This is a genomic window from Streptococcus sp. LPB0220 (genome assembly GCF_008727815.1).
Classification (GTDB): domain Bacteria; phylum Bacillota; class Bacilli; order Lactobacillales; family Streptococcaceae; genus Streptococcus.
Genome location: NZ_CP044230.1, coordinates 1,135,848 through 1,157,976, shown reverse-complemented (window position 1 = coordinate 1,157,976; position 22,129 = coordinate 1,135,848). Strand labels below are relative to the sequence as shown.

The 22,129-nt window shown below is 41.3% G+C and carries 14 protein-coding genes and 1 other annotated feature; all 14 genes read left to right on the top strand.

Going from position 1 to position 22,129, the window contains the following annotated elements; translation table 11 throughout:
• Positions 1-92 precede the first annotated feature (92 nt).
• The 14 genes from LPB220_RS06070 to LPB220_RS06000 all read left to right on the top strand — a co-directional run bounded on the left by LPB220_RS06070 (position 93) and on the right by LPB220_RS06000 (position 22,055).
• Positions 93-8,669, top strand: coding sequence for a CshA/CshB family fibrillar adhesin-related protein (locus LPB220_RS06070; RefSeq protein ID WP_150906154.1), 8,577 nt, complete (start codon positions 93-95; stop codon positions 8,667-8,669).
• Positions 8,670-8,815: 146 nt separating this feature from the next.
• Positions 8,816-9,325, top strand: a complete 510-nt coding sequence (locus LPB220_RS06065) for a dihydrofolate reductase (protein WP_049507821.1) — start codon at positions 8,816-8,818, stop codon at positions 9,323-9,325.
• Between the two features lie 208 nt (positions 9,326-9,533).
• Positions 9,534-10,766: an ATP-dependent Clp protease ATP-binding subunit ClpX gene (gene clpX, locus LPB220_RS06055; RefSeq protein ID WP_150906152.1), complete on the top strand. Its 1,233-nt coding sequence runs from the start codon at positions 9,534-9,536 to the stop codon at positions 10,764-10,766.
• 11 nt (positions 10,767-10,777) lie between these two features.
• Positions 10,778-11,380, top strand: coding sequence for a ribosome biogenesis GTP-binding protein YihA/YsxC (gene yihA / locus LPB220_RS06050; protein WP_150906150.1), 603 nt, complete (start codon positions 10,778-10,780; stop codon positions 11,378-11,380).
• 149 nt (positions 11,381-11,529) lie between these two features.
• Positions 11,530-12,234, top strand: a complete 705-nt coding sequence (locus LPB220_RS06045; RefSeq protein WP_150906148.1) for a glucosaminidase domain-containing protein — start codon at positions 11,530-11,532, stop codon at positions 12,232-12,234.
• Positions 12,235-12,392: 158 nt separating this feature from the next.
• Positions 12,393-13,190, top strand: a complete 798-nt coding sequence (locus tag LPB220_RS06040; RefSeq protein WP_150906146.1) for a formate/nitrite transporter family protein — start codon at positions 12,393-12,395, stop codon at positions 13,188-13,190.
• A 60-nt stretch (positions 13,191-13,250) separates the two neighbouring features.
• Positions 13,251-13,385: a sequence feature (ribosomal protein L10 leader region), on the top strand.
• A 38-nt stretch (positions 13,386-13,423) separates the two neighbouring features.
• Positions 13,424-13,924 carry a 50S ribosomal protein L10 gene (gene rplJ / locus LPB220_RS06035; RefSeq protein ID WP_003001722.1) on the top strand — a complete coding sequence of 167 codons (501 nt, stop codon included), beginning with the start codon at positions 13,424-13,426 and terminating at the stop codon, positions 13,922-13,924.
• Between the two features lie 75 nt (positions 13,925-13,999).
• Positions 14,000-14,368, top strand: coding sequence for a 50S ribosomal protein L7/L12 (gene rplL / locus LPB220_RS06030; RefSeq protein ID WP_003001622.1), 369 nt, complete (start codon positions 14,000-14,002; stop codon positions 14,366-14,368).
• Positions 14,369-14,527: 159 nt separating this feature from the next.
• Complete coding sequence (locus LPB220_RS06025) at positions 14,528-14,971, top strand: hypothetical protein (protein ID WP_150906144.1); 444 nt, start codon at positions 14,528-14,530, stop codon at positions 14,969-14,971.
• A gap of 149 nt (positions 14,972-15,120) precedes the next feature.
• A complete protein-coding gene (locus LPB220_RS06020; protein WP_003007432.1) occupies positions 15,121-15,573 on the top strand; it encodes a hypothetical protein in 453 nt (150 codons plus the stop codon).
• A 108-nt stretch (positions 15,574-15,681) separates the two neighbouring features.
• The gene (locus LPB220_RS06015; RefSeq protein WP_003007430.1) at positions 15,682-16,131 is read left to right on the top strand and encodes a hypothetical protein; all 450 of its coding nucleotides are present in this window, start codon (positions 15,682-15,684) and stop codon (positions 16,129-16,131) included.
• Between the two features lie 177 nt (positions 16,132-16,308).
• A complete protein-coding gene (locus LPB220_RS06010) occupies positions 16,309-18,045 on the top strand; it encodes an ABC transporter ATP-binding protein (RefSeq protein ID WP_150906142.1) in 1,737 nt (578 codons plus the stop codon).
• Positions 18,046-18,058: 13 nt separating this feature from the next.
• Positions 18,059-19,837 carry an ABC transporter ATP-binding protein gene (locus LPB220_RS06005; protein WP_070673966.1) on the top strand — a complete coding sequence of 593 codons (1,779 nt, stop codon included), beginning with the start codon at positions 18,059-18,061 and terminating at the stop codon, positions 19,835-19,837.
• A gap of 190 nt (positions 19,838-20,027) precedes the next feature.
• Positions 20,028-22,055 carry a right-handed parallel beta-helix repeat-containing protein gene (locus tag LPB220_RS06000; RefSeq protein ID WP_150906140.1) on the top strand — a complete coding sequence of 676 codons (2,028 nt, stop codon included), beginning with the start codon at positions 20,028-20,030 and terminating at the stop codon, positions 22,053-22,055.
• Positions 22,056-22,129 lie beyond the last annotated feature (74 nt).

The window sequence follows — 22,129 nt, the reverse complement described above, 5'->3', positions numbered from 1 at the left end:
CGTTCGGGTTTTGTTAAAATAGATAAGGTTTGGAAAAACTAAACAATTTTAAAAAGAATGTTAATTTATAGATAAATATGGAGGTCCATTAGATGGGGAAAGACTTATTTAACGATCGTATTAGCAGATTCTCAATTCGTAAATTGAATGTGGGTGTTTGCTCAGTACTTTTGGGAACACTTGTCATGGTTGGGACAGCCGCAAGTGCAGCCGCAGAAGAAAAGAAAGATACGACAAATGAAAGTGTAGCGGCGGTTGCAACAGCGTCAGAAGCGCAAGCAACTTCAACAGCTGTTTCAGCAGCATCAACAGCTGAAACAACGAGCACAGCTCCAACAACTTATGAAGCAAACCCAGCTGTTACAGCAGCAGCGACTTCAACAGCACCTGCTTCAACTAGCGAAGTAAGTAGCACAAGTACAGCAGCTTCAGCAACATCAAGTGCTCCAGCTACTTCCGAAACAGCAAAATTGGAAGCTACTACGCCAGTAAACAAGGCAGCAGAAGCAGCTTCAACAACTGCAGATAAAAAAGAAACACCAACTCTTTCAGCTGGACAAGGTGTAACAGCAAACAATACAGTCGCAACGGAAGAGACAGCCAACACTTCTCGCCGTCGTACTCGCCGTGCGATCGGTGATCCTAATGACGAAAGCTTGATTGGGGATGATGTTGAAGATGCAACTTCAACTCCAAAAGTTGAAAAACCTGGCTTTACAACAAATGTTGATGCCAAATCTATGGCTAGCCAAATCTCATGGTTGGACTTTGGAGATGTAGCTAACTGGACAGGAACTACTACAGTATTAGTTCCTAAAAGTGAAGTTAAACCAACTGAGAACTTAGAAGAAAAATTGGCTCTTCAAGTTGGGTCTACCTATACCAAGGAAATCATGCCTGGTTATGTAGTTACTGTAAAAGTCAAATCCTTGAAACCTTTCCAAGCGACTGAAATCTATAAGAAACGGATGGAAAATCAAGGGGCTACAGAAGCTGAAAAAGCAACCTATGATCCAAATGCAAAAAATGGTTATGTAAGTGGAGTCACTTCAAATGCTGCTAAGCAAGCTTTTAACAATGGTGAAGAAGCCAAAATCGTCGCTGATGCCCAAAATAATTGGACTGAAATCAGATTTGAGAATATTGATACGAAAACCAAGAAGACTACCATAAGTTCAGCTTTGAATGGTGGAAATATTGGAGTTCAGTTTGAAATCTCTGCAACCTTCCGTGGCAAGACAGTTAAGCCAGCTATTGTTATGGCTGATGGGGAGTCTGCTAACCCAGGTGAATTAGTTATGTTTACTACCAATGGAGAAGGTTGGCAGCATATTGGAGAATGGAAAAAGTTTACCAGACCAAAAACTTCTGTAACTTATGAACCACAAGATACTGAAAATCTTTTTGGACCTAATCCTAAATTTAATAATACCAACTTAAACCAACTTCGTAGATCTACTGAAGTTGGACCAGAAAAGAAACCAGTAGCTTGGAAATACTTTGGAAATCCTGACAAAGTTACCGGTGGTTTAGGAACCGGTATCTTTGGACCAAACATTTCTGAAGGAAATAGAACGGTTCCAATCGTAATGACGCGCGGAGCATCTGAAGTGGGACTTTACATCGCTTCAGGTGGTAAACAGTCTGCTATGCTAGGATTCTTCCCACTTGATGAAGGGGATGCTCCTGAGTCATACGGTAAGGCAGTTCATACCATTGCAACTGTAGATGGCGTTACTGGAGCTAAAGTAAATCAACCGTATCTTGGTAACGTGAGTCCTGATATGGATGAGAATACGACTCTCGACTGGTTCGGTGATGATAAGGCAACTACGGCCGATGAAGGAATTAACCAATTGCTTCCAGATGAGCTTAAAGGTACAACCAATGAGATGATCAAGATGGACCGTACACGCCCAGGTAACTACAAGCTGTCAGTTCAAGCTCATACAGATGGAGCTTCAGAAGCACATATCTATGGTTGGGTAGACTTTAACCAAAATGGTAAATTCGATGAGGATGAACGCTCAAATCTCGCTACAATCACACAAGATGGCACTGTTGAGTTGACCTTTGCAAATAGCAAGACTTATATCGACCCTAGCGTTAAAGAACTAGGTGCTCGTGTTCGTATTGCCAAGAAAGCTACCGAGATTGAGAGCCCAACTGGTATGGCCTTCTCAGGGGAAGTGGAAGACTTCAGAACTCAAATTACGCACCCACCAAAAGGGGAATTCAAGGAAACAAGTGGTCCTCAAGGGGCAAAGCAAACTGCAACTGTAACCTTTACAGCACGTGGAGAACACAAGTATGAGCTTAATTCTAGTGCCGTTATTGACGAAACGGTAGAACCATACATCGTTGATAAAGATGGCAACCGTGCAACTCTTGATGCGGACGGTTACTATGTCGTTCCAGGACAAGGTAAGTACAAGATTACTGCCAACGGTAAAGATGTCGACGTTGAATTTATCCCAGAAGATAACTTCCTTGGAACAGCTGATGGTATTTCTATCCGTCGTTCAGATAACAACGGTTACGATACTGGTTGGTCAACAAAATTCCCAGATCAAGAAGCAAACATTAATGGTCAGTTGAATACCATGGATGGTCAATACGTTCCAACAGTCACTCCAATTGAAATCGAAGGAGTTGACAAAACTTCGACTGATGTTCAAGGTGCGACTCAAAAAGAAACTCCGACCTTTAACACAACTGCGACTAACTCAAATGGTGAAAAGATTGCAATCACTCCAAGTGCCGAATATCCTGCTAAGTTGGTGGATCCTGCCACAGGTCTCACTACTGATGCGCCATCTGTAACAGTTGAAGGGGAAGGAACTTATACGATTAATCCTTCAACGGGTGAAGTAACCTTCACTCCAGATCCAAGCTTTACTGGTACAGCCAAAGGTGTGGATGTTACATTGTCAGCGCCAGTTGGTCGAAACAAAGAAGGTAAGGTTCAAGAGGAGTACATTAAGACTGCAACAGCTAAGTACACTCCAACTGTCACACCAATCACAGTGACTCCTACAGACAAGGTTTCTGCGGATGTTCAAAACGTTCCTCAAACCCAAACACCAACCTTTGATTTGAGTAATGATAAGACTGCTGAAATCACAAGCAAGAAATTGGTGGATCCCGCAACTGGTCAACCAACTGATGAAACAACTGTGACAGTAGCAGGTGAAGGTAGCTATACTATCGACCCAACGACTGGAGCAGTAACATTTACGCCAGAAAAAGACTTTGTTGGTACTGCAAAAGGAGTAACTGTTCAGGCAACTGCTACCATTACAAATGCTAATGGCAAGACTGCAACCATTACTTCTGATGCGACTTACACACCAACTGTTGTGCCTGCAGTTCCAACTGCAAACCCAGCAACTTCTAAAGATGTGCAAGGTGCAACACAAACAGGGACACCAACCTTTGCAGGAACGACTGTCCAAGTAAATGGTGAAGATAAAGCTATTACGATTAAAGACAATAGCTATACACTCTTGGATAATGACGGGAACGAAGTTTCAAGCACACCAGCTTACGCTGAAGATGGTACAACACCAATCGGTACCTTCACTATTGACCCAGCAACTGGTCAAGTAACCTTCACACCAACTGATAAATCTTATACAGGTAAAGTAACTCCAGCTAAAGTTCAAGCCGAAAGTTCAAACGGTATCAAAGTTGATACAACTTACACACCTGAAATCGTTCCAGTAACCCCAACTGCAACTCCAGCAGAAACAACAGACATTCAAGGTGCAACTCAAACAGGTAAACCTGAATTCAAGGGTGGAACCGTAACGGTTGATGGCGTTGAGAAAACTGTTGAAATCAACGAAGCTGTTCCAGCAAAATTCGACGACGGCTCAACAACTAAGACTGTTGAAGGTATTGGTACATACACAGTAGCAGCAGATGGAACTGTGACATTTGTTCCTGAGAAATCATTTGTCGGAACTGCACCAGCAGTAACCGTTGTTCGTGAAGATAAGAACGGAACGAAAGCTTCTGCGACCTACACACCAACAGTATTACCTGTAACCCCAACTGCAACTCCAGCAGAAACAACAGACATTCAAGGTGCAACTCAAAAAGGTAAACCTGAATTCAAGGGTGGAACTGTGACTGTTGATGGCGTTGAGAAGACTGTTGAAATCAACGAAGATGTTCCAGCAACATTTGACGATGGCTCAACAACTAAGACAGTAGAAGGCGTTGGTACTTACACAGTAGCAGCAGACGGTACAGTTACATTTGTTCCTGAGAAATCATTCACAGGTAAAGCACCAGCCGTAACTGTTGTTCGTGAAGATAAGAATGGAACTAAAGCTTCTGCAACGTATACACCAACTGTAACTCCAGTAACACCTACTGCGAAACCAGTTGAAACAACTGATATTCAAGGTGCTACACAAACAGGTAAGCCTGTATTTACTGAAGGCGATAGCCGCGTGCCAATGAACGATGATGTTCCAGCCACATTTGACAATGGCTCAACTACGAAGACTGTTGACGGCGTTGGTACTTACACAGTAGCAGCAGACGGAACAGTGACATTCGTACCTGAGAAATCATTTACTGGTACTGCTCCAGCAGTGACGGTTGTTCGCGAAGATAAGAACGGAACAAAAGCTTCTGCAACTTATACACCAACTGTAACTCCTGTCACACCGACAGCGACACCAGTTGAAACAACAGGTAAGCAAGGTCAAACTCAAACAGGTAAGCCTGAATTTACTGAAGGCGACAGCCGAGTACCAATGAACGATGACGTTCCAGCTACTTTCGACGATGGCTCAACTACCAAGTCAGTAGATGGTGTTGGTACTTACACAGTAGCAGCCGACGGAACTGTAACCTTTGTTCCTGAAAAATCATTCACAGGTAAAGCACCAGCCGTAACAGTTGTTCGTGAAGATAAGAACGGAACAAAAGCTTCTGCAACTTACACACCAACTGTAACTCCAGTAACTCCAACTGCAACACCAGCTGAATCTACTGGACCTCAAGGTCTTGTTCAAACTGGCACTGTAACCTTCACTGAAGGTGATGAAGTAGCTCCAATTAACAAGGATTCGATTACTCTTCTTGATGAAAATGGTCAACCAGCAGCATCAGTAGAAGCGAAATCACCAGCAGGTGATGTGATCGGTACATACACAGTTGATAAAGATACAGGTGTAGTTACTTTCACACCAACAGATAAATCTTATTCAGGGGATGTTGTCCCAGTTAAGGTTCAAGCAGCTGATGCAAATGGAACTACAGTTGAAACAACTTATACACCGAAGATTACTCCGGTTGTTCCAACTTCTGAAGATGCTACATCGACAGATATTCAAGGTCAAACACAATCTGGTAAACCAACCTTCACGGAAGGCAATCCAAATGTTCCAATCGATGAAGATACTCCAGCTACCTTCGAAGATGGCTCAACCACTAAGACAGTAGATGGTGAAGGAACATATACTGTTGCTCCAGATGGAACCGTAACCTTCGTACCAGAAAAATCATTCACTGGAACTGCTACAGGCGTAACAGTGAAACGCGTGGACAAGAACGGTACTGAAATCACAGCTAAGTACACACCAACTGTGACACCAGTAACACCAACAGCAACACCAGCTGAATCAACAGATATCCAAGGTGCAACTCAAACTGGTAAACCTAAATTCACCGAAGGTGACAGCCGTGTGCCTATGAACGATGATGTTCCAGCAACCTTCGATGATGGATCAACTACGAAGACTATAGATGGCGTTGGTACTTACACAGTAGCAGCAGACGGTACAGTGACCTTCGTACCAGAAAAATCATTCGTTGGAACTGCTCCAGCTGTAACAGTGGTTCGTGAAGATAAGAACGGAACAAAAGCTTCTGCGACTTATACACCAACCGTAACACCAGTTACACCAACTGCAGAAGATACAACATCTACTGACAAACAAGGTCAAACGCAAACAGGTACACCAACCTTCACACCAGGTAATCCAAATGTTCCAATGGATGATGATACACCTGCAACATTTGAAGATGGCTCAACAACCAAGACTATTCCTGGTGAAGGAACTTACACTGTTGCTCCAGACGGAACCGTAACATTTGTTCCAGAAAAATCATTCACTGGAGAAGGTACAGGCGTAACGGTTAAACGTGTCGATAAGAACGGTACTCCAGTTACTGCTAAGTACACACCAACTGTAACACCAGTAACTCCAACAGCAAGTTCAGCTGAATCAGAAGCACCTCAAGGTGTGGTTCAAACTGGAACTGTAAACTTCACTGAAGGTGACCCAGTTGCACCAATCGACAAGGATACCATTACTCTTCTTGATGAAAATGGTCAACCAGCAGAATCTGTAGTTGCTAAATCACCAGAAGGTAAAGAAATTGGTACCTTCACCGTTGATAAAGAAACAGGTGTTGTGACCTTCACACCAACGGATAAATCTTACTCAGGTGATGTTGTTCCAGTTAAGGTTCAAGGTAAAGATACAAATGGAACTGTTGCTGAGACAACTTACACACCGAAGATCACTCCAGTTGTACCAACTGCTGATCCTGCAACATCGACAGATATCCAAGGTAAAACACAAACAGGTACACCAAGCTTCACACCTGGTAACCCTGCAATCCCAATGGATGATGATGTACCAGCTACCTTTGAAGATGGTTCAACAACAAAAGTTATTCCAGGAGAAGGAACTTACACAGTTGCTCCGGACGGAACCGTAACCTTCGTACCAGAAAAATCATTCACAGGAACAGGTACAGGCGTAACAGTGAAACGTGTTGATAAGAACGGTACTCCAGTTACTGCAACCTACACACCAACAGTTACACCAGTAACTCCAACAGCTAAGCCAACAACATCTACTGATATCCAAGGTGCAACACAAACTGGTAAACCTGAATTCACTGAAGGTGACAGTCGTGTACCAATGAACGATGATGTTCCAGCAACATTTGACGATGGTTCAACTACGAAGACAGTAGATGGCGTTGGTACTTATACTGTAGCCCCAGACGGAACAGTGACATTTGTACCAGAGAAATCATTTGTTGGAACTGCACCAGCAGTGACAGTGGTTCGTGAAGATAAGAACGGAACAAAAGCTTCTGCGACTTATACACCAACTGTAACGCCTGTTACACCAACTGCAACTCCAGCAGTATCTACTGACATCCAAGGTGCAACACAAACTGGTAAACCTGTATTTACTGAAGGTGACAGCCGTGTACCAATGAACGATGATGTTCCAGCAACATTTGACGATGGTTCAACTACGAAGACAGTTAAAGGTGTTGGTACTTACACAGTTGCTCCAGACGGAACCGTAACCTTCGTACCAGAAAAATCATTCGTCGGAACTGCACCAGCAGTGACAGTGGTTCGTGAAGATAAGAATGGAACCAAAGCTTCTGCAACTTATACACCAACAGTAACTCCTGTGACTCCAACAGCTGATCCTGCAACATCTACAGACATCCAAGGTCAAACCCAAACAGGTAAACCAAGCTTCACGCCTGGTAACCCAAGTGTGCCAATGGATGATGATGTACCAGCTACATTTGAAGATGGATCAACTACTAAAGTTATTCCAGGTGAAGGAACTTACACCGTTTCTCCAGATGGAACCGTAACCTTCGTACCAGAAAAATCATTCACAGGAACAGGTACAGGCGTAACCGTGAAACGTGTCGATAAGAACGGTACACCAATTACCGCAACTTACACACCAACTGTAAAACCAGTTACACCAACAGCAGAACCAGTTACTTCAATTGGTAAGAAGGGTCAAACCCAAACAGGCAAACCAACCTTCACAGAAGGCGATAGCCGTGTACCAATGAATGACGGAGTTCCAGCAACCTTTGAAGATGGTTCAACTACGAAGACAATTCCAGGTGTTGGTACATACACAGTAGCAGCAGATGGAACTGTAACCTTCACTCCAGAACCAGAATTCACTGGAACTGCACCAGCAGTAACAGTAGTTCGTGAAGATGTAAATGGAACCAAAGCTTCTGCAACTTACACACCAACTGTCCTTCCAATCACTAAGTTTGTTGATAAAGATGGTAAGGAAATCCCAGGATATCCTACAGTTGATGGAGAAGAACCAAAAGCTGAAATTCCAGGTTACCACTTTGTGGAAACGAAGAAATTGCCTAATGGTGATACTGAACACGTCTATGAAAAAGTTACGACTTCGTATGTAGACGAAAATGGGGACCCAATCCCAGGTAACCCAACAGAAGATGGGGAACAACCGAAGAAAGATATCCCAGGTTATGACTTCGTGAAGACTGTTGTAGATAAAGATGGAAACACTCAACATATCTACAAGAAGACTGTGACACCAACTCCAATGCCGGATCCAACTCCGACACCAGAGCCACAGCCACAGCCTACTCCACAACCACAACCGCAACCAACACCACAACCACAACCTAATCCACAACCAAAACCAGAAGAACCAACGATTCCTGTCGTTCCAGAAACGAAAGAAGAAGTGAAGTATATTGATCCACAAAATCCTACTGCACAACTTCCAAACACAGGAACAAAAGAATCTTCTACTGCTGGTCTTGCAATCTTTAGCGCTTTAGCAGGTCTCTCATTATTCGGATTTGCAAAACGCAAAAAAGAAGACTAAGCTAACTTGTGGCTAAGAAAAACCGCGAAATTCTCGCGGTTTTTTCTGTTTGTATTTAAAAAAATATCCTCCAAACTAGATAGTTGAAATCAGTCTTTTATAAGAAAATTTGATAAAATAGAAGTATCAGTGTAAAGGATGAGAGAATGAAAAAGATAATTGGTATCTGGGCTCAAACTGAAAATGGCATTATTGGGAAGGACCAAGTCATGCCTTGGCATTTGCCAGCTGAGCTTCAGCATTTCAAAGAAACGACCATGGGGCAAGCGATTCTTATGGGAAGAGTGACCTTTGATGGTATGAAAAAACGGGTTCTACCAGGTCGGACTAGCATTATCTTAACGCAAGATCAGGCTTATGATTCTGAAAATGATGCTGTACTCGTCATGCATAGCAAAGAAGAAGTCTTAGAGTGGTATCAGAACCAAGAGAAGAATCTTTACATTATTGGAGGCAGTCAGATTTTAAGGCTTTTCTCTGATCAGTTAGAAGAGTTGATCCAGACCATGATTCATGCAACGCTTGATGGCGATACATTGGCACCAAAATTTGATGAGAAACGTTATGAAAAGGTCCGTCAAGTTCCCCATCTGAAAGATGAGAAAAATCCATATGATTTTACGGTCAACTATTATAAGAGAAAGGATTTAGACTAATGGAGCGAAGTGTCTTTGGTTTTTTTACAGCTGTCCTATGTGTCATCTGTTTGATTTGCGCCTTACAAACCTTTCGTAAAAAACGGTTTGGCCTCGCTATTTTATTCTTACTAAATGCTTTTACCAATCTTGTGAATTCCATTCACGCCTTTTACATGACCTTATTTTAAACTAAATAGAAACAGAAAATGACAGAAAGAGGAAATACATGCCAACGAATCAAAACAATGATATGATGGTTTATTGCTCATTTTGCGGAAAGAGTCAAGATGAAGTCCAAAAAATCATTGCAGGAAACAATGCGTTTATCTGTAATGAATGTGTAGAATTAGCTCAAGAAATCATCCGCGAGGAGCTTGCTGAAGAAGTCCTAGCTGACCTTAGTGAAGTCCCAAAACCAATCGAATTGCTCAATATCTTGAACCACTATGTCATCGGTCAAGATCGGGCTAAACGTGCCCTTGCAGTAGCGGTATACAACCACTACAAACGCATTAACTTCCACGATACACGCGAAGATGAGACGGATGTTGAATTGCAAAAATCAAACATCCTCATGATTGGACCTACTGGTTCAGGAAAGACTTTCTTGGCCCAAACCTTGGCTCGTAGCCTGAATGTTCCATTTGCTATTGCAGATGCAAAAGCTTTAACTGAAGCTGGTTATGTGGGTGAAGACGTTGAAAATATTCTCTTAAAACTTCTTCAGGCAGCGGATTTCAATATTGAGCGTGCAGAACGTGGCATCATCTATGTCGATGAAATTGATAAGATCGCTAAGAAAAGTGAAAATGTCTCGATCACACGTGACGTTTCTGGTGAAGGAGTGCAACAAGCCCTCTTGAAAATTATCGAAGGGACAGTTGCTAGTGTTCCACCTCAAGGGGGACGCAAACACCCTCAACAAGAGATGATCCAAGTGGACACCAAGAACATCCTCTTTATCGTAGGAGGAGCCTTTGATGGGATCGAAGAAATTGTTAAGCAACGTCTCGGTGAAAAAGTCATCGGTTTCGGTAAGAACAATAAAGCTATAGATGAATCAAGCTCTTACATGCAAGAAATCGTTGCGGAAGATATTCAAAAATTTGGGATTATCCCAGAATTGATCGGACGTCTTCCAGTCTTTGCTGCTCTTGAGCAATTGACAGTTGACGATCTTGTCCGTATCTTGAAAGAGCCACGCAATGCTCTGGTAAAACAATACCAAACCTTACTCTCTTATGATAATGTTGAATTGGAATTTGATGACGAAGCACTTCAAGAGATTGCGAATAAAGCCATCGAAAGAAAAACAGGAGCTCGTGGACTTCGTTCGATTATCGAAGAAACCATGATGGATGTCATGTTTGAAATTCCAAGTCAAGAAGATGTCAAACTTGTTCGAATCACAAAAGAAGCTGTTGACGGAACAGAAAAACCAATTCTTGAAACAGCCTAGAAAGATAAAATATGGAAATTAACACACATAATGCGGATATCCTCTTAAGCGCTGCAAATAAGAGTCATTATCCTCAAGATGAGATTCCAGAAGTTGCACTTGCCGGTCGATCAAATGTCGGCAAGTCTTCTTTTATTAATACTCTCTTAAATCGAAAGAACCTGGCCAGAACATCTGGGAAACCAGGAAAAACCCAATTGCTAAATTTTTTCAATATCGATGATAAACTCCGTTTGGTAGACGTACCTGGTTATGGCTATGCACGTGTCTCTAAAAAAGAACGCGAGAAGTGGGGGCGGATGATTGAAGAATACCTCACCAGTCGTGAGAACTTAAAAGCAGTCGTTAGCCTAGTCGATTTTCGTCATGAACCTTCTGCAGATGATGTTCAGATGTATGAATTCTTAAAATATTATGAAATCCCTGTGATCTTAGTAGCAACCAAGGCAGATAAGATTCCACGTGGAAAATGGAACAAACATGAATCCATTATTAAGAAAAAACTGGATTTTGATCCAGCAGATACTTTCATTGTCTTTTCTTCGGTAACCAAGGAAGGACTAGAGGAGTCATGGGATGCTATTTTGGAAAATGCGTTTTACGAAATAAATTGAAATGACATGAAAATGTCATTTTTGTTTTGGATTTATCTCGCAATTGTAATAGAAGTGTAATATAAGTGGCTTTGTTTTCTTCTATTTATATGGTATAATCTCTATAAAGATAAAAGATGATAAAAAATTAATTGGAGATAAATTGTATTATGAAAAAGAAAATACGGAATAAAACGAAATTATTTGGTTTGTTCGTTTCTGTATTAGCGGTGGGGACATTTGCTGCTGCTATGAGCGAGCACGTAACATCAGTTGGTGCTAATGATGGAACTTACCAAGCATACTCGGACCCAACTGAAGCTTTCATCTCACAAATTGGTGAGTCAGCTCGTCAGCTTGGTCAAGAGAATGATCTTTATGCTTCCGTTATGATCGCACAAGCGATCTTGGAAAGTGGATCAGGACAGTCTGGTTTGGCTTCTTATCCACATTACAATCTTTTTGGGATTAAAGGAAGTTATGCTGGGCAATCTGCAGTGATGCAAACTTGGGAAGATGATGGTGCTGGAAATGCGTATACGATTAATGATGCTTTCTGTTCATACCCATCTTACTATGAATCATTGCAAGACTATGTAGCAGTTTTGAAACAAGGACATTTTGCAGGTGCTTGGAAGAGTAACACATCAAGTTATCAAGACGCAACAGCAGCTTTGACAGGTGTTTATGCGACAGATACTAGCTACTACGCAAAGCTCAATAATATCATTGAAACCTATAATTTGACTCAATATGATTCACCAAATGTTCAGGGTGGTATCACTGGTTCGGTATACAATCCATATCGTCAACAGTTCACTTCACAAGAAATCTTGAATTTGGATATCGCTTGGGCGAACCGTTTAAACTATTAAAAAAGAAAAGCAGGCAAATGCCTGTTTTTTATTATTTCCTGGTATATGATTTAAAACGTATATATTTTGAATTTAAGAATTCTTCCTGAAAACCTTTTCAAAGGCTTCTTTCTATGCTATAATGATTTTATTCACAAACATTTTATAAGGAGATTTTTATGTCTGAATCTAATTTCATTCAAAAAGTGGGAGCGGCGTGTAATAAGAAAGAGGACCTTTATCAGAAATCTAAGACTCGCTATGCAGTTCGCTCTATTTTTGCAGGAGGATTTCTTACTTTAAGTACGGCGGTCGGAGCAGTTGCAGCTGACTTATTAAATAGCTTTGTACCTGGAACGGGTCGTTTCCTATTTCCATTCATCTTTGCCTGGGGGTTGGTTTACCTCTTATTCTTAAATGCGGAATTAACCACCTCAAATATGATGTATTTGACGGCGGGAACCTATCTAAAGAAAATTCACTGGAAGAAAGCTTTGGAGATTTTACTTTATTGTACCTTCTTTAATTTAATTGGTGCTTTAATCGTAGCTTTTCTGTTCAATCAAACTACAGCCTTTGCTCATATCGATCCAAAAGGTTTCCTAGCTACGGTGGCAGAAAATAAACTCCAACGGAGCAATCAAGTGGTTTTCTTTGAAGGAGTCATTGCCAATATCTTTGTAAATATTGCTATTCTTTCTTATTTATATTTTAAAGATGAAACAGCGAAGGTGCTCTTAGCCCTATCTGCTATTTATATGTTTGTCTTTATGACCAATGAACACTTGGCGGCTAATTTTGCTTCTTTCTCATTATTAAGCTTTAATTCAGTATCTAGCCAATTGCCACATTTTGAATTTTTTAATATTTTACGCCACTATGGTGTTACCTTCTTTGCCAACTGGGTAGGAGGAGGAGTCCTAATGGGACTAGCCTATGCTTGGTTGAATAATATCAAGAGTCTTTACAACGATTAAAAAATATAAAAAAGTTTGCAAAAGTACTTGCATTCTTTTTTTATATGTGATAAACTAATTTACGGTTTGAAAAAACTGCCTAAGACAGTAGGGGAGCTCGACTCATAAAAATCCTACCGAGGACAAAACGTATCAATTAAAAGAAGCGTATTGTACTTTCGTGTCTAGGTTTGGGCGCGTTTTTCTTTTGGAAAAATTCCCCAAGCAAAATAATTACGGAGGTGAACACACTAATGAGTGAAGCAATTATTGCTAAAAAAGCGGAACTAGTTGACGTAGTAGCTGAAAAAATGAAAGCTGCTGCATCAATCGTCGTTGTAGATTCTCGCGGTTTGACAGTTGAGCAAGATACAGTTCTTCGTCGCAACCTTCGCGGAAGCGAAGTTGAGTTTAAAGTTATCAAAAACTCAATCTTGCGTCGTGCAGCTGAAAAAGCTGGTCTTGAAGATCTTGCATCTGTATTCGTTGGACCTTCTGCAGTAGCATTTTCTAACGAAGATGTTATCGCACCTGCGAAAATCTTGAACGATTTTGCAAAAGACGCTGAAGCACTTGAAATCAAAGGTGGTGCAATCGAAGGCGCTGTCGCATCTAAAGAAGAGATTCTTGCACTTGCAACTCTTCCAAACCGCGAAGGACTTCTTTCTATGCTCCTTTCTGTACTTCAAGCGCCAGTGCGCAACGTTGCTCTTGCAGTCAAAGCGGTTGCAGACAACAAAGAAGACGCAGCTTAATCTTAAGCTACGCAGCGTAGCCTAGCTACAAAATAATAAAAATATAAAATTTAAACTTATTTGGAGGAAATAACAATGGCATTGAACATTGAAAACATTATTGCTGAAATTAAAGAAGCTTCAATCCTTGAATTGAACGACCTTGTAAAAGCTATCGAAGAAGAATTTGGTGTAACTGCAGCTGCTCCTGTAGCTGTTGCTGCAGCTGGTGCTGCTGACGCAGGTGCTGCTAAAGATTCATTCGATATCGAATTGACATCTGCAGGCGACAAGAAAGTCGGCGTTATCAAAGTTGTACGTGAAATCACTGGTCTTGGTCTTAAAGAAGCTAAAGAACTTGTTGATGGTGCACCTGGTGTCATCAAAGAAGGTGTTGCAGCTGCTGAAGCTGAAGAAATCAAAGGTAAATTGGAAGAAGCTGGAGCTTCAGTTACTCTTAAATAATAGAGTTTCCAATCAAAATGAAAACCGAGGTTTAGGCCTTGGTTTTTTCGTGCATTCTTTCTTTTGTGACTTTTACAAGCCCTGTATTATCTAATCTTTCATTGAGATACGAAAAAATTATTGCTATAATAGGGATATTCGTTGAAACAAGGAGAAGGTATGAAAAATTTTAAACAGCTTCTTTTGGCTTTAGTTGCAGTTTTTGCAGCAGTCCTCTTGGTAGCCTGTGGTCTAAAAAGTGATAATGGGACTTATGTATTCGAACCCTCAACAGAAGAAGTGAGGGAGATGCTACCAAGTCAACTTGCTTATATCATTACAGATGATTATAAATTTAGGGTTTCGATTATCATTAAGGACAAAGAAGGCGTTATGAAGGTTCAAATAAAATCAAATGTTCAAAATACCAATCAATCCTATGATTTTAAGGTTGACCAAAAACACAAAATATTTGTAATGAAGAATGATGACAGTGGGACAAAGATGTCGTATAAAATTTCTAATCATATGCTAACCTTTATGGATGTGAAAGAATCAAACTCGAGTGGTTCTGATATTTTTATAAACTTTATAAAAATGGCTAAGTTTAAAAAAGTTAAATAATTTAGCGAAGGTAGGTACGGATCCTGCCTATTTAATCGTTACATATTAGTTGATAAATATATTACAAGAGTATTACATTTGTAATATTTCATTGCCGTGTGTCTGAATTGTTGATATAATAGGGTGAATCTAACTAAAAAGGAGAAGTTATGAAAAACTTTAAACGTATTCTTTTAGCTGTAGTAGCTGTTTTTGCAGCAGTCCTCTTGGTGGCATGTGGTGCCAAAAGTGATAACGGGACTTATGTCTACAAACCATCAAAAACTGAAGTGAAGGAAATCCTTGAAGAACAAGGTGCTCCAAGTTCAAGTGTAGATGCATTGATCGACAATGTTAAATTGGAAGTTTCAGTGACCATTAAAGACAAAACAGGTAGCCTTAAAATTAAAGGTGAAATGATGGGACAAAAGACTGACCAATCATTTGATATGAAAGTTGACCAACAAAAGAAAACTCTTCAATCTAAAACAGGTGAAGGTGAGAAGGTTAAATACAAAGTTTCAGGCGATGTGTTCACTTTTGATTTATCTGGTGAAAAGAGTTCAGGTCATGAAGCCGCTTTGGAAATGTTCAAAAACGCTAAATTCAAACGTACAAAATAATACAAGAGAAGGGCAGAGGGGATCTGCTCTTTTTCTTCTTTAAAATATCTTGAATCAGTATGAAAATAGTGGTAAAATCTCATTATAAAATACATTAGGAGATTGATTATGAAAAATATTAAACGTATTCTTTTAGCTTTCGTTGCAGTTTTTGCAGCAGTCCTCTTGGTGGCATGTGGTGCCAAAAGTGATAATGGGACTTATGTCTACAAACCAACAAAAACTGAACTCAAGAAGATTCTTGAAGAGCAGGGCTTATCAGGTAGTCAATTAGAGTCTATTGGAGACGTTATTAATTTTGAAGTTTCTATTAAGATCAAAGATTCTAAAGGAACCCTCAGCATCGCGGGTGAAGTCGCTGGTCAAAAGAATGAGCGATCTTATGATGTCAAAATCAATCAAAAAGAGAAAACAATCTCGTCAAATGATGGTAGTGGAGAAAAGATTACATATAAGGTCGATGGTGACTATTTGACATTTGATCTTTCTAAGTTAAGTAATAGCAACCAAGGGGATCTTATGATTCTTAAAAACGCTAAACTCAAACGCACGAAATAAAGCGACTGAAGAGCGGGGAAACCTGCTCTTTCGCTTTACTTTTATGACTGGTTTGATATAATAAATGAGACTACAGATGGGACTGAGGTAGGAATGATTTTCTTTGAAAATGATTTCGTCTCGCTCCCTCTTTTCTGTGTGATCAAGGTTATTATTTATGAAAAAGGAGAATCATCTATGCTATATATTTGGTCTTACTTGAAAAAGTATCCCAAGTGGCTAGCCCTGAATCTATTTTCAGCGGTCCTGTTTGTTATTGTCAATTTGGGCTTGCCAACGATTCTAGCTCGCATGATTGATGAGGGGATTAACCCGCGTGATGTGGATCGGCTGTATTTCTGGGGCTGGGTCATGTTTGCGATTATTTTACTTGGGATTGCGGGACGGATTATCTTGTCTTACGCGGTTGGTCAACTAACGACCACCATGGTCCGAGATATGCGAAATGACCTCTATGCTAAGTTACAGGAGTACTCGCATCGCGAGTATGAGCAAATTGGGGTATCGTCATTGGTCACTCGTTTGACTTCGGATGCCTTTGTTTTGATGCAGTTTGCGGATTCTATGTTGAAGATGGGGGTCATCACACCCTTGATGATGGTTTCCAGTGTTCTCTTGATTCTGACAACCAGTCCTTCTTTAGCGTGGATTGTAGCGGTATCTGTACCATTTCTTGCTGTCGTCGTCTGGTATGTAGCAGTTAAGACACGTCCACTTTCTGAGAAGCAACAAAAGACCCTCGACCATCTTAATCAGTTTGCGCGTGAAAATTTGACTGGACTTCGTGTGATTCGTGCCTTTGCCCGTGAAGAATTCCAGGAAGAGAAATTTGCGGCTGAAAATGCAGTCTACGCAGAAAACTCGAATAAATTGTTCAAACTAACTGGTTTGACAGAGCCCTTATTTGTGCAGATCATCATTGCTATGATTGTGGCGATTGTCTGGTTTGCTTTGGATCCTCTTCATGACGGTAGTTTGAAAATTGGGGATCTGGTTGCTTTTATTGAGTATAGCTTCCACGCGCTCTTATCTTTCCTCTTTTTAGCCAATCTCTTTACCATGTATCCTCGGACTGCGGTTTCTAGCCGTCGGCTCAAGGAAATCATGGACATGCCCATTTCGATCGATCCAAATGAGAATGGTGTAACAGAAACAACGTCTCGTGGCTATTTGGAATTTGACAATGTCACCTTTGCCTATCCAGGTGAGACGGAGAGTCCAGTTCTTCACAACATTTCCTTTCAAGCCAAACCTGGCGAAACGATTGCCTTTATCGGTTCGACCGGTTCTGGGAAATCTTCACTTGTGCAGTTGATTCCTCGATTCTATGATGTAACGCTTGGGAAAATTTTGGTGGATGGCGTGGATGTCCGTGACTACAATCTGAAAGCCCTTCGCCAAAAGATTGGTTTTATTCCGCAAAAGGCCTTGCTCTTTACAGGAACCATTGCTGAGAACCTTCGTTATGGGAAAGAAGATGCCTCTGTACAAGAGCTAGAACAAGCGGCTGAAATTTCCCAAGCCAAGGAATTTATCGACAGTCGTGAGGAACGCTTTGATACCCATTTGGCAGAAGGTGGTAGCAACCTTTCAGGTGGTCAAAAACAACGCTTATCCATCGCTCGTGCCGTTGTCAAAGATCCAGATGTCTTTATTTTTGATGATTCCTTCTCTGCCTTAGACTACAAGACGGATGCCACTTTGCGGAAGCGTCTCAAAGAAGTCACAGGAGATGCGACCGTCTTGATCGTAGCGCAACGCGTGGGAACCATTATGGATGCGGATCAAATTATTGTCTTGGACCAAGGGGAGATCGTTGGTCGAGGAACCCACGATGAATTGATGGAAAGCAATGAGATCTATCGTGAAATTGCCAATTCGCAGCTCGATAGTCCATCATTAACAGAGGAATAGAAAGGAGAAGCAGATGAAACAAGAACAAAACAGTTTTAGTAGACTATGGACTTATTTGAGAGCCTATCGCTTGGAAGTTTGCTTGTCCATTTTCTTAAAAATTCTAAGTGTCGTCATGAGTGTTGTCGAACCCTTTGTTTTGGGGCTTGCGATTACTGAGTTGACAAAAAATCTCATGGATATGGCAAAAGGCCTTGCGGGAGCTGGTCTTAATACCTCCTATATCGCGATCATTATGACGCTCTATCTATTCCGTGGGGTCCTCTATGAGTTGGGATCTTATTATTCCAACTATTTTATGACCAATGCTGTTCAAAAGACCGTTCAGGACATGCGAAATGATTTGTCTCATAAAATCAATCACATTCCCGTTTCTTATTTTGACCGGCATCAGTTCGGAGATTTACTGGGACGTTTTACTAGCGATGTCGAAACCGTCTCGAATGCCTTGCAACAGTCCTTCTTACAAATCGTTAATGCTATCTTTACCTTGCTTTTTGTCATCAGCATGGTATTATACTTAAACATCCAACTGGGGCTAGTGGTCATTTTGTCCATTCCGATCACTTATTTCAGTGCTCGATTTATCATGAAAAAATCTCAGCCTTACTTTAAAGAGCAGGCAGATGTTTTGGGGGCAATGAACGGCTTTGTGCAAGAAAATTTAACAGGCTTTAACGTCCTTAAGCTCTACGTTCGGGAAAAATCTTCTCAGGAAGAATTTCATGATATTACCCATCACCTTCAAAAAGTAGGGTTCAAGGCTAATTTCATTTCTGGCTTAATGATGCCGATTTTAAATGGGATTTCAGATTTGACTTATCTCATTATCGCTTTGTTTGGTGGCTTGCAAGTGATAGCAGGTCGTTTGACTGTCGGGAATATGCAGGCCTTCGTTCAATATGTTTGGCAGATCAACCAACCGATTCAAAACTTGACCCAATTGGCAGGTCAGCTACAAAGTGCTAAGTCGTCTCTAGACCGGATTTTCCAAGTCATGGATGAGCCAGATGAAGTAGCAGATGTGACAGAAACCCTCTCTGGAGATTTGACAGGGCAAGTCAGCTTTAAAAACGTTGATTTCCAATACGTAGCGGACAAACCCTTGATTCGCGATTTCAATCTAGAAGTCAAACCAGGTGAAATGGTGGCTATTGTCGGACCGACCGGAGCAGGGAAAACAACTCTGATTAATTTGCTCATGCGTTTTTACGATGTGACTGCGGGATCGATTACGGTGGATGGCCACGATATTCGCCATCTGTCACGCCAAGATTACCGCAAGCAATTTGGGATGGTACTTCAGGATGCCTGGTTGTACGAGGGAACCATCAAAGAAAACCTTCGCTTTGGTAACCTAGAAGCAACGGATGAAGAAATTGTGGAAGCCGCAAAAGCAGCCAATGTTGATCACTTTATCCGGACGCTTCCTGGTGGTTACAATATGGAAATGAACCAGGAGTCTAGCAATATTTCTCTAGGGCAAAAGCAGCTCCTAACCATTGCGCGTGCGCTCCTAGCGGATCCTAAAATATTGATTTTGGATGAAGCGACGTCTTCTGTCGATACGCGTTTAGAACTCTTGATTCAAAAAGCCATGAAGAATTTGATGAAAGGGCGGACTAGCTTTGTCATTGCTCACCGCCTGTCTACCATTCAAGAAGCAGATAAAATCCTTGTCCTCAAAGATGGCCAAATCATCGAGCAAGGAAATCACCAATCCTTGTTGGCAGACAAAGGATTCTACTATGAGCTCTACAATAGCCAATTTTCAAATAAAAAAGCGGAATAAGCTCGTGTCATCATAAGAGGTTTGAGAAAGCATTCTCAGCCTCTTTTTTCTTACTCACTTTTATTACTACATAAAAAGGTTAACATTTCTGCAACAAATTGATACAGAATATTCACACAATTCATCTTGTTTGTCATGATAATTTTTATTAGGATAGAATCGTTGTAAAAAATAAAAGGAGAAATATGTGATGTATCATTTAAACAAAGATATCATTTTTGGCATTCGCAAGTCTAAGCTTGGAGTCTTTTCTGTCGTAATTGCGATCATGGGGGCTTGTTTTTTGACTGGAAAATCTGTGGCAGCTGATCAAGTTGGAGAGCAAGCACAAGTCCAAACACAAGGGCAAGAAGCGACAACTTCTGATCCCGCAAGCTCTCAAGTAGATACCAGCCAATATGGAGCATCTATGCCTTACACCCGTTATGAAGCAGACAAAGGAAACCTCCTTGGAAAGGCAGAGGTAGAGCAGTCTCAAGACAGTCACTCAACAGCTATTGAAGCTTCTGATCAGACTCATGTCGCTTTAAAAGAAAAGGGAGATGGTGTTTCCTTTAAGGTCAATGAACCAGCCAATGCTTTAACCGTACGCTACACGGTACCAGATGGCGCAAGTGGACAACTCGATGTACAGGTGAATGGTCATAGTGTTCAACAATTGGATCTTTCGTCCTCATCAAACTGGCAGTACTTGAATGACAAAGGTGTACACGATAGTGCACAGGCAGATACACGTGCCCGCTTCCAATTTGATGAAGTGCATAGCCTCCTTCCAGACATTCAACTTCAAAAAGGAGATGTGGTTTCACTAGTGAAAAACAGGTCAGACGACGTCCATTACGGCCTTGACTTTGTGGAATTCGAGCAAGCTCCAGACCCGATTGCTCAAGGGGACAATGCTATCAATATTGTTTCAAAAGGAGCTACACCAAATGATGATACCGATGATAGCCAGGCCCTCTATGATGCGATTTATGAAGCCAAACAAACCGGAAAGAATGTCTATATCCCAGCTGGGCGATTTAATCTCAATCGAAAAGTCGGTATCGATGCTTCCGATATGAAGATTTCAGGGGCCGGTATCTGGCATACCCAACTGCATTTCACTAGTGACCAAGCTGGTGGCGGTGGTTTTGACTTCCTTCACCAAGACAACCATGTTGAATTTAGCGAAGTCTATCTGTCCTCTAACCTTCGTTCACGCTATGGTGAAAATGCTCAGTACAAGGCCATTTCTGGAACGCCAGGGAAGAATTCTCATATTCATGATATTTGGGCCGAACACTTTGAAGTCGGCATGTGGATTGGCGATTATGCTGGCAAAAACGATATGAAGTACACAGATGGTCTAGTAGTTGAAAATGTCCGTTTGCGAAACAATTTAGCTGACGGAGTCAACTTTGCCCAAGGGACTAAGAATTCGATTGTCCGCAATTCTAGTATCCGTGGGAATGGAGATGACGGACTTGCCAGCTGGTCAAGTATTGCGGATGGAACAGAATCAGCAGTAGCAGAAAATAATAAATTCTTGCACAATACGATTGAACTCGGTTGGCGCGCTGGAGGTGTGGGAATCTTTGGTGGGAAAGGCCATGAGATCGCCTACAATCGGATTAAAGACAATATCGGGGATGCCGGAATTCGCTTGACGACTGTCTTTAAAGGCCATAACTTTGATTTGAATGAAGAAGGGATTCGGGTTCACCACAATCTCTTGGAGCGTACAGGGACGAAGAGCGATATCTACAACAAGCATCGTGGATCGATTGATGTTGAAACGCGCTATGGAGATATTAAAAATGTCACCATTGAGGACAATGTATTTGTAGCGCCATTTGATACAGGTGTGACTGATCACCTCAATCCAAATGGAGGTATCCTAAACCATGTCGAAGTCAGAAACAATCAAACCATGAGTCAACTCTCTCATTCAGCTCAAGCAGGACTATCTGCTCCTGCTTCAAAACCAATTGGACAAGCCTTGAAGGTGAAAGAAAAACCCCTTCAAGCAAGCGCAGTGAAGGCTTCCCTTCAACCTTCGAAAGTTCAACCGTCTAAAAAACAAACCGGTCTGAATCTTAAACAAGCAAAGACAGTTACTAAAACAGTCAAACCTAACTATGTCTTAAAAGCAACAAATTCTAAGCAAAAGAGCTTTTTGAAGGCTCCGAGTGCTTTATTCCTTTACCGGATGATGGGGTTAAGTCAAACGGTTTAAGAAGGATGGAAATCCTGGATACAATTCCAGGATTTTTTGCTTGCTACTGGTCCTTCATTGACAGTGAGAAGGCT

Excerpts from the sequence above, each read along its gene's own strand:
- LPB220_RS06070 (WP_150906154.1), top strand. The coding sequence starts at position 93 with ATGGGGAAAGACTTATTTAACGATCGTATTAGCAGATTCTCAATTCGT.
- LPB220_RS06065 (WP_049507821.1), top strand. The coding sequence starts at position 8,816 with ATGAAAAAGATAATTGGTATCTGGGCTCAAACTGAAAATGGCATTATT.
- clpX (WP_150906152.1), top strand. The coding sequence starts at position 9,534 with ATGCCAACGAATCAAAACAATGATATGATGGTTTATTGCTCATTTTGC.
- yihA (WP_150906150.1), top strand. The coding sequence starts at position 10,778 with ATGGAAATTAACACACATAATGCGGATATCCTCTTAAGCGCTGCAAAT.
- LPB220_RS06045 (WP_150906148.1), top strand. The coding sequence starts at position 11,530 with ATGAAAAAGAAAATACGGAATAAAACGAAATTATTTGGTTTGTTCGTT.
- LPB220_RS06040 (WP_150906146.1), top strand. The coding sequence starts at position 12,393 with ATGTCTGAATCTAATTTCATTCAAAAAGTGGGAGCGGCGTGTAATAAG.
- rplJ (WP_003001722.1), top strand. The coding sequence starts at position 13,424 with ATGAGTGAAGCAATTATTGCTAAAAAAGCGGAACTAGTTGACGTAGTA.
- rplL (WP_003001622.1), top strand. The coding sequence starts at position 14,000 with ATGGCATTGAACATTGAAAACATTATTGCTGAAATTAAAGAAGCTTCA.
- LPB220_RS06025 (WP_150906144.1), top strand. The coding sequence starts at position 14,528 with ATGAAAAATTTTAAACAGCTTCTTTTGGCTTTAGTTGCAGTTTTTGCA.
- LPB220_RS06020 (WP_003007432.1), top strand. The coding sequence starts at position 15,121 with ATGAAAAACTTTAAACGTATTCTTTTAGCTGTAGTAGCTGTTTTTGCA.
- LPB220_RS06015 (WP_003007430.1), top strand. The coding sequence starts at position 15,682 with ATGAAAAATATTAAACGTATTCTTTTAGCTTTCGTTGCAGTTTTTGCA.
- LPB220_RS06010 (WP_150906142.1), top strand. The coding sequence starts at position 16,309 with ATGCTATATATTTGGTCTTACTTGAAAAAGTATCCCAAGTGGCTAGCC.
- LPB220_RS06005 (WP_070673966.1), top strand. The coding sequence starts at position 18,059 with ATGAAACAAGAACAAAACAGTTTTAGTAGACTATGGACTTATTTGAGA.
- LPB220_RS06000 (WP_150906140.1), top strand. The coding sequence starts at position 20,028 with ATGTATCATTTAAACAAAGATATCATTTTTGGCATTCGCAAGTCTAAG.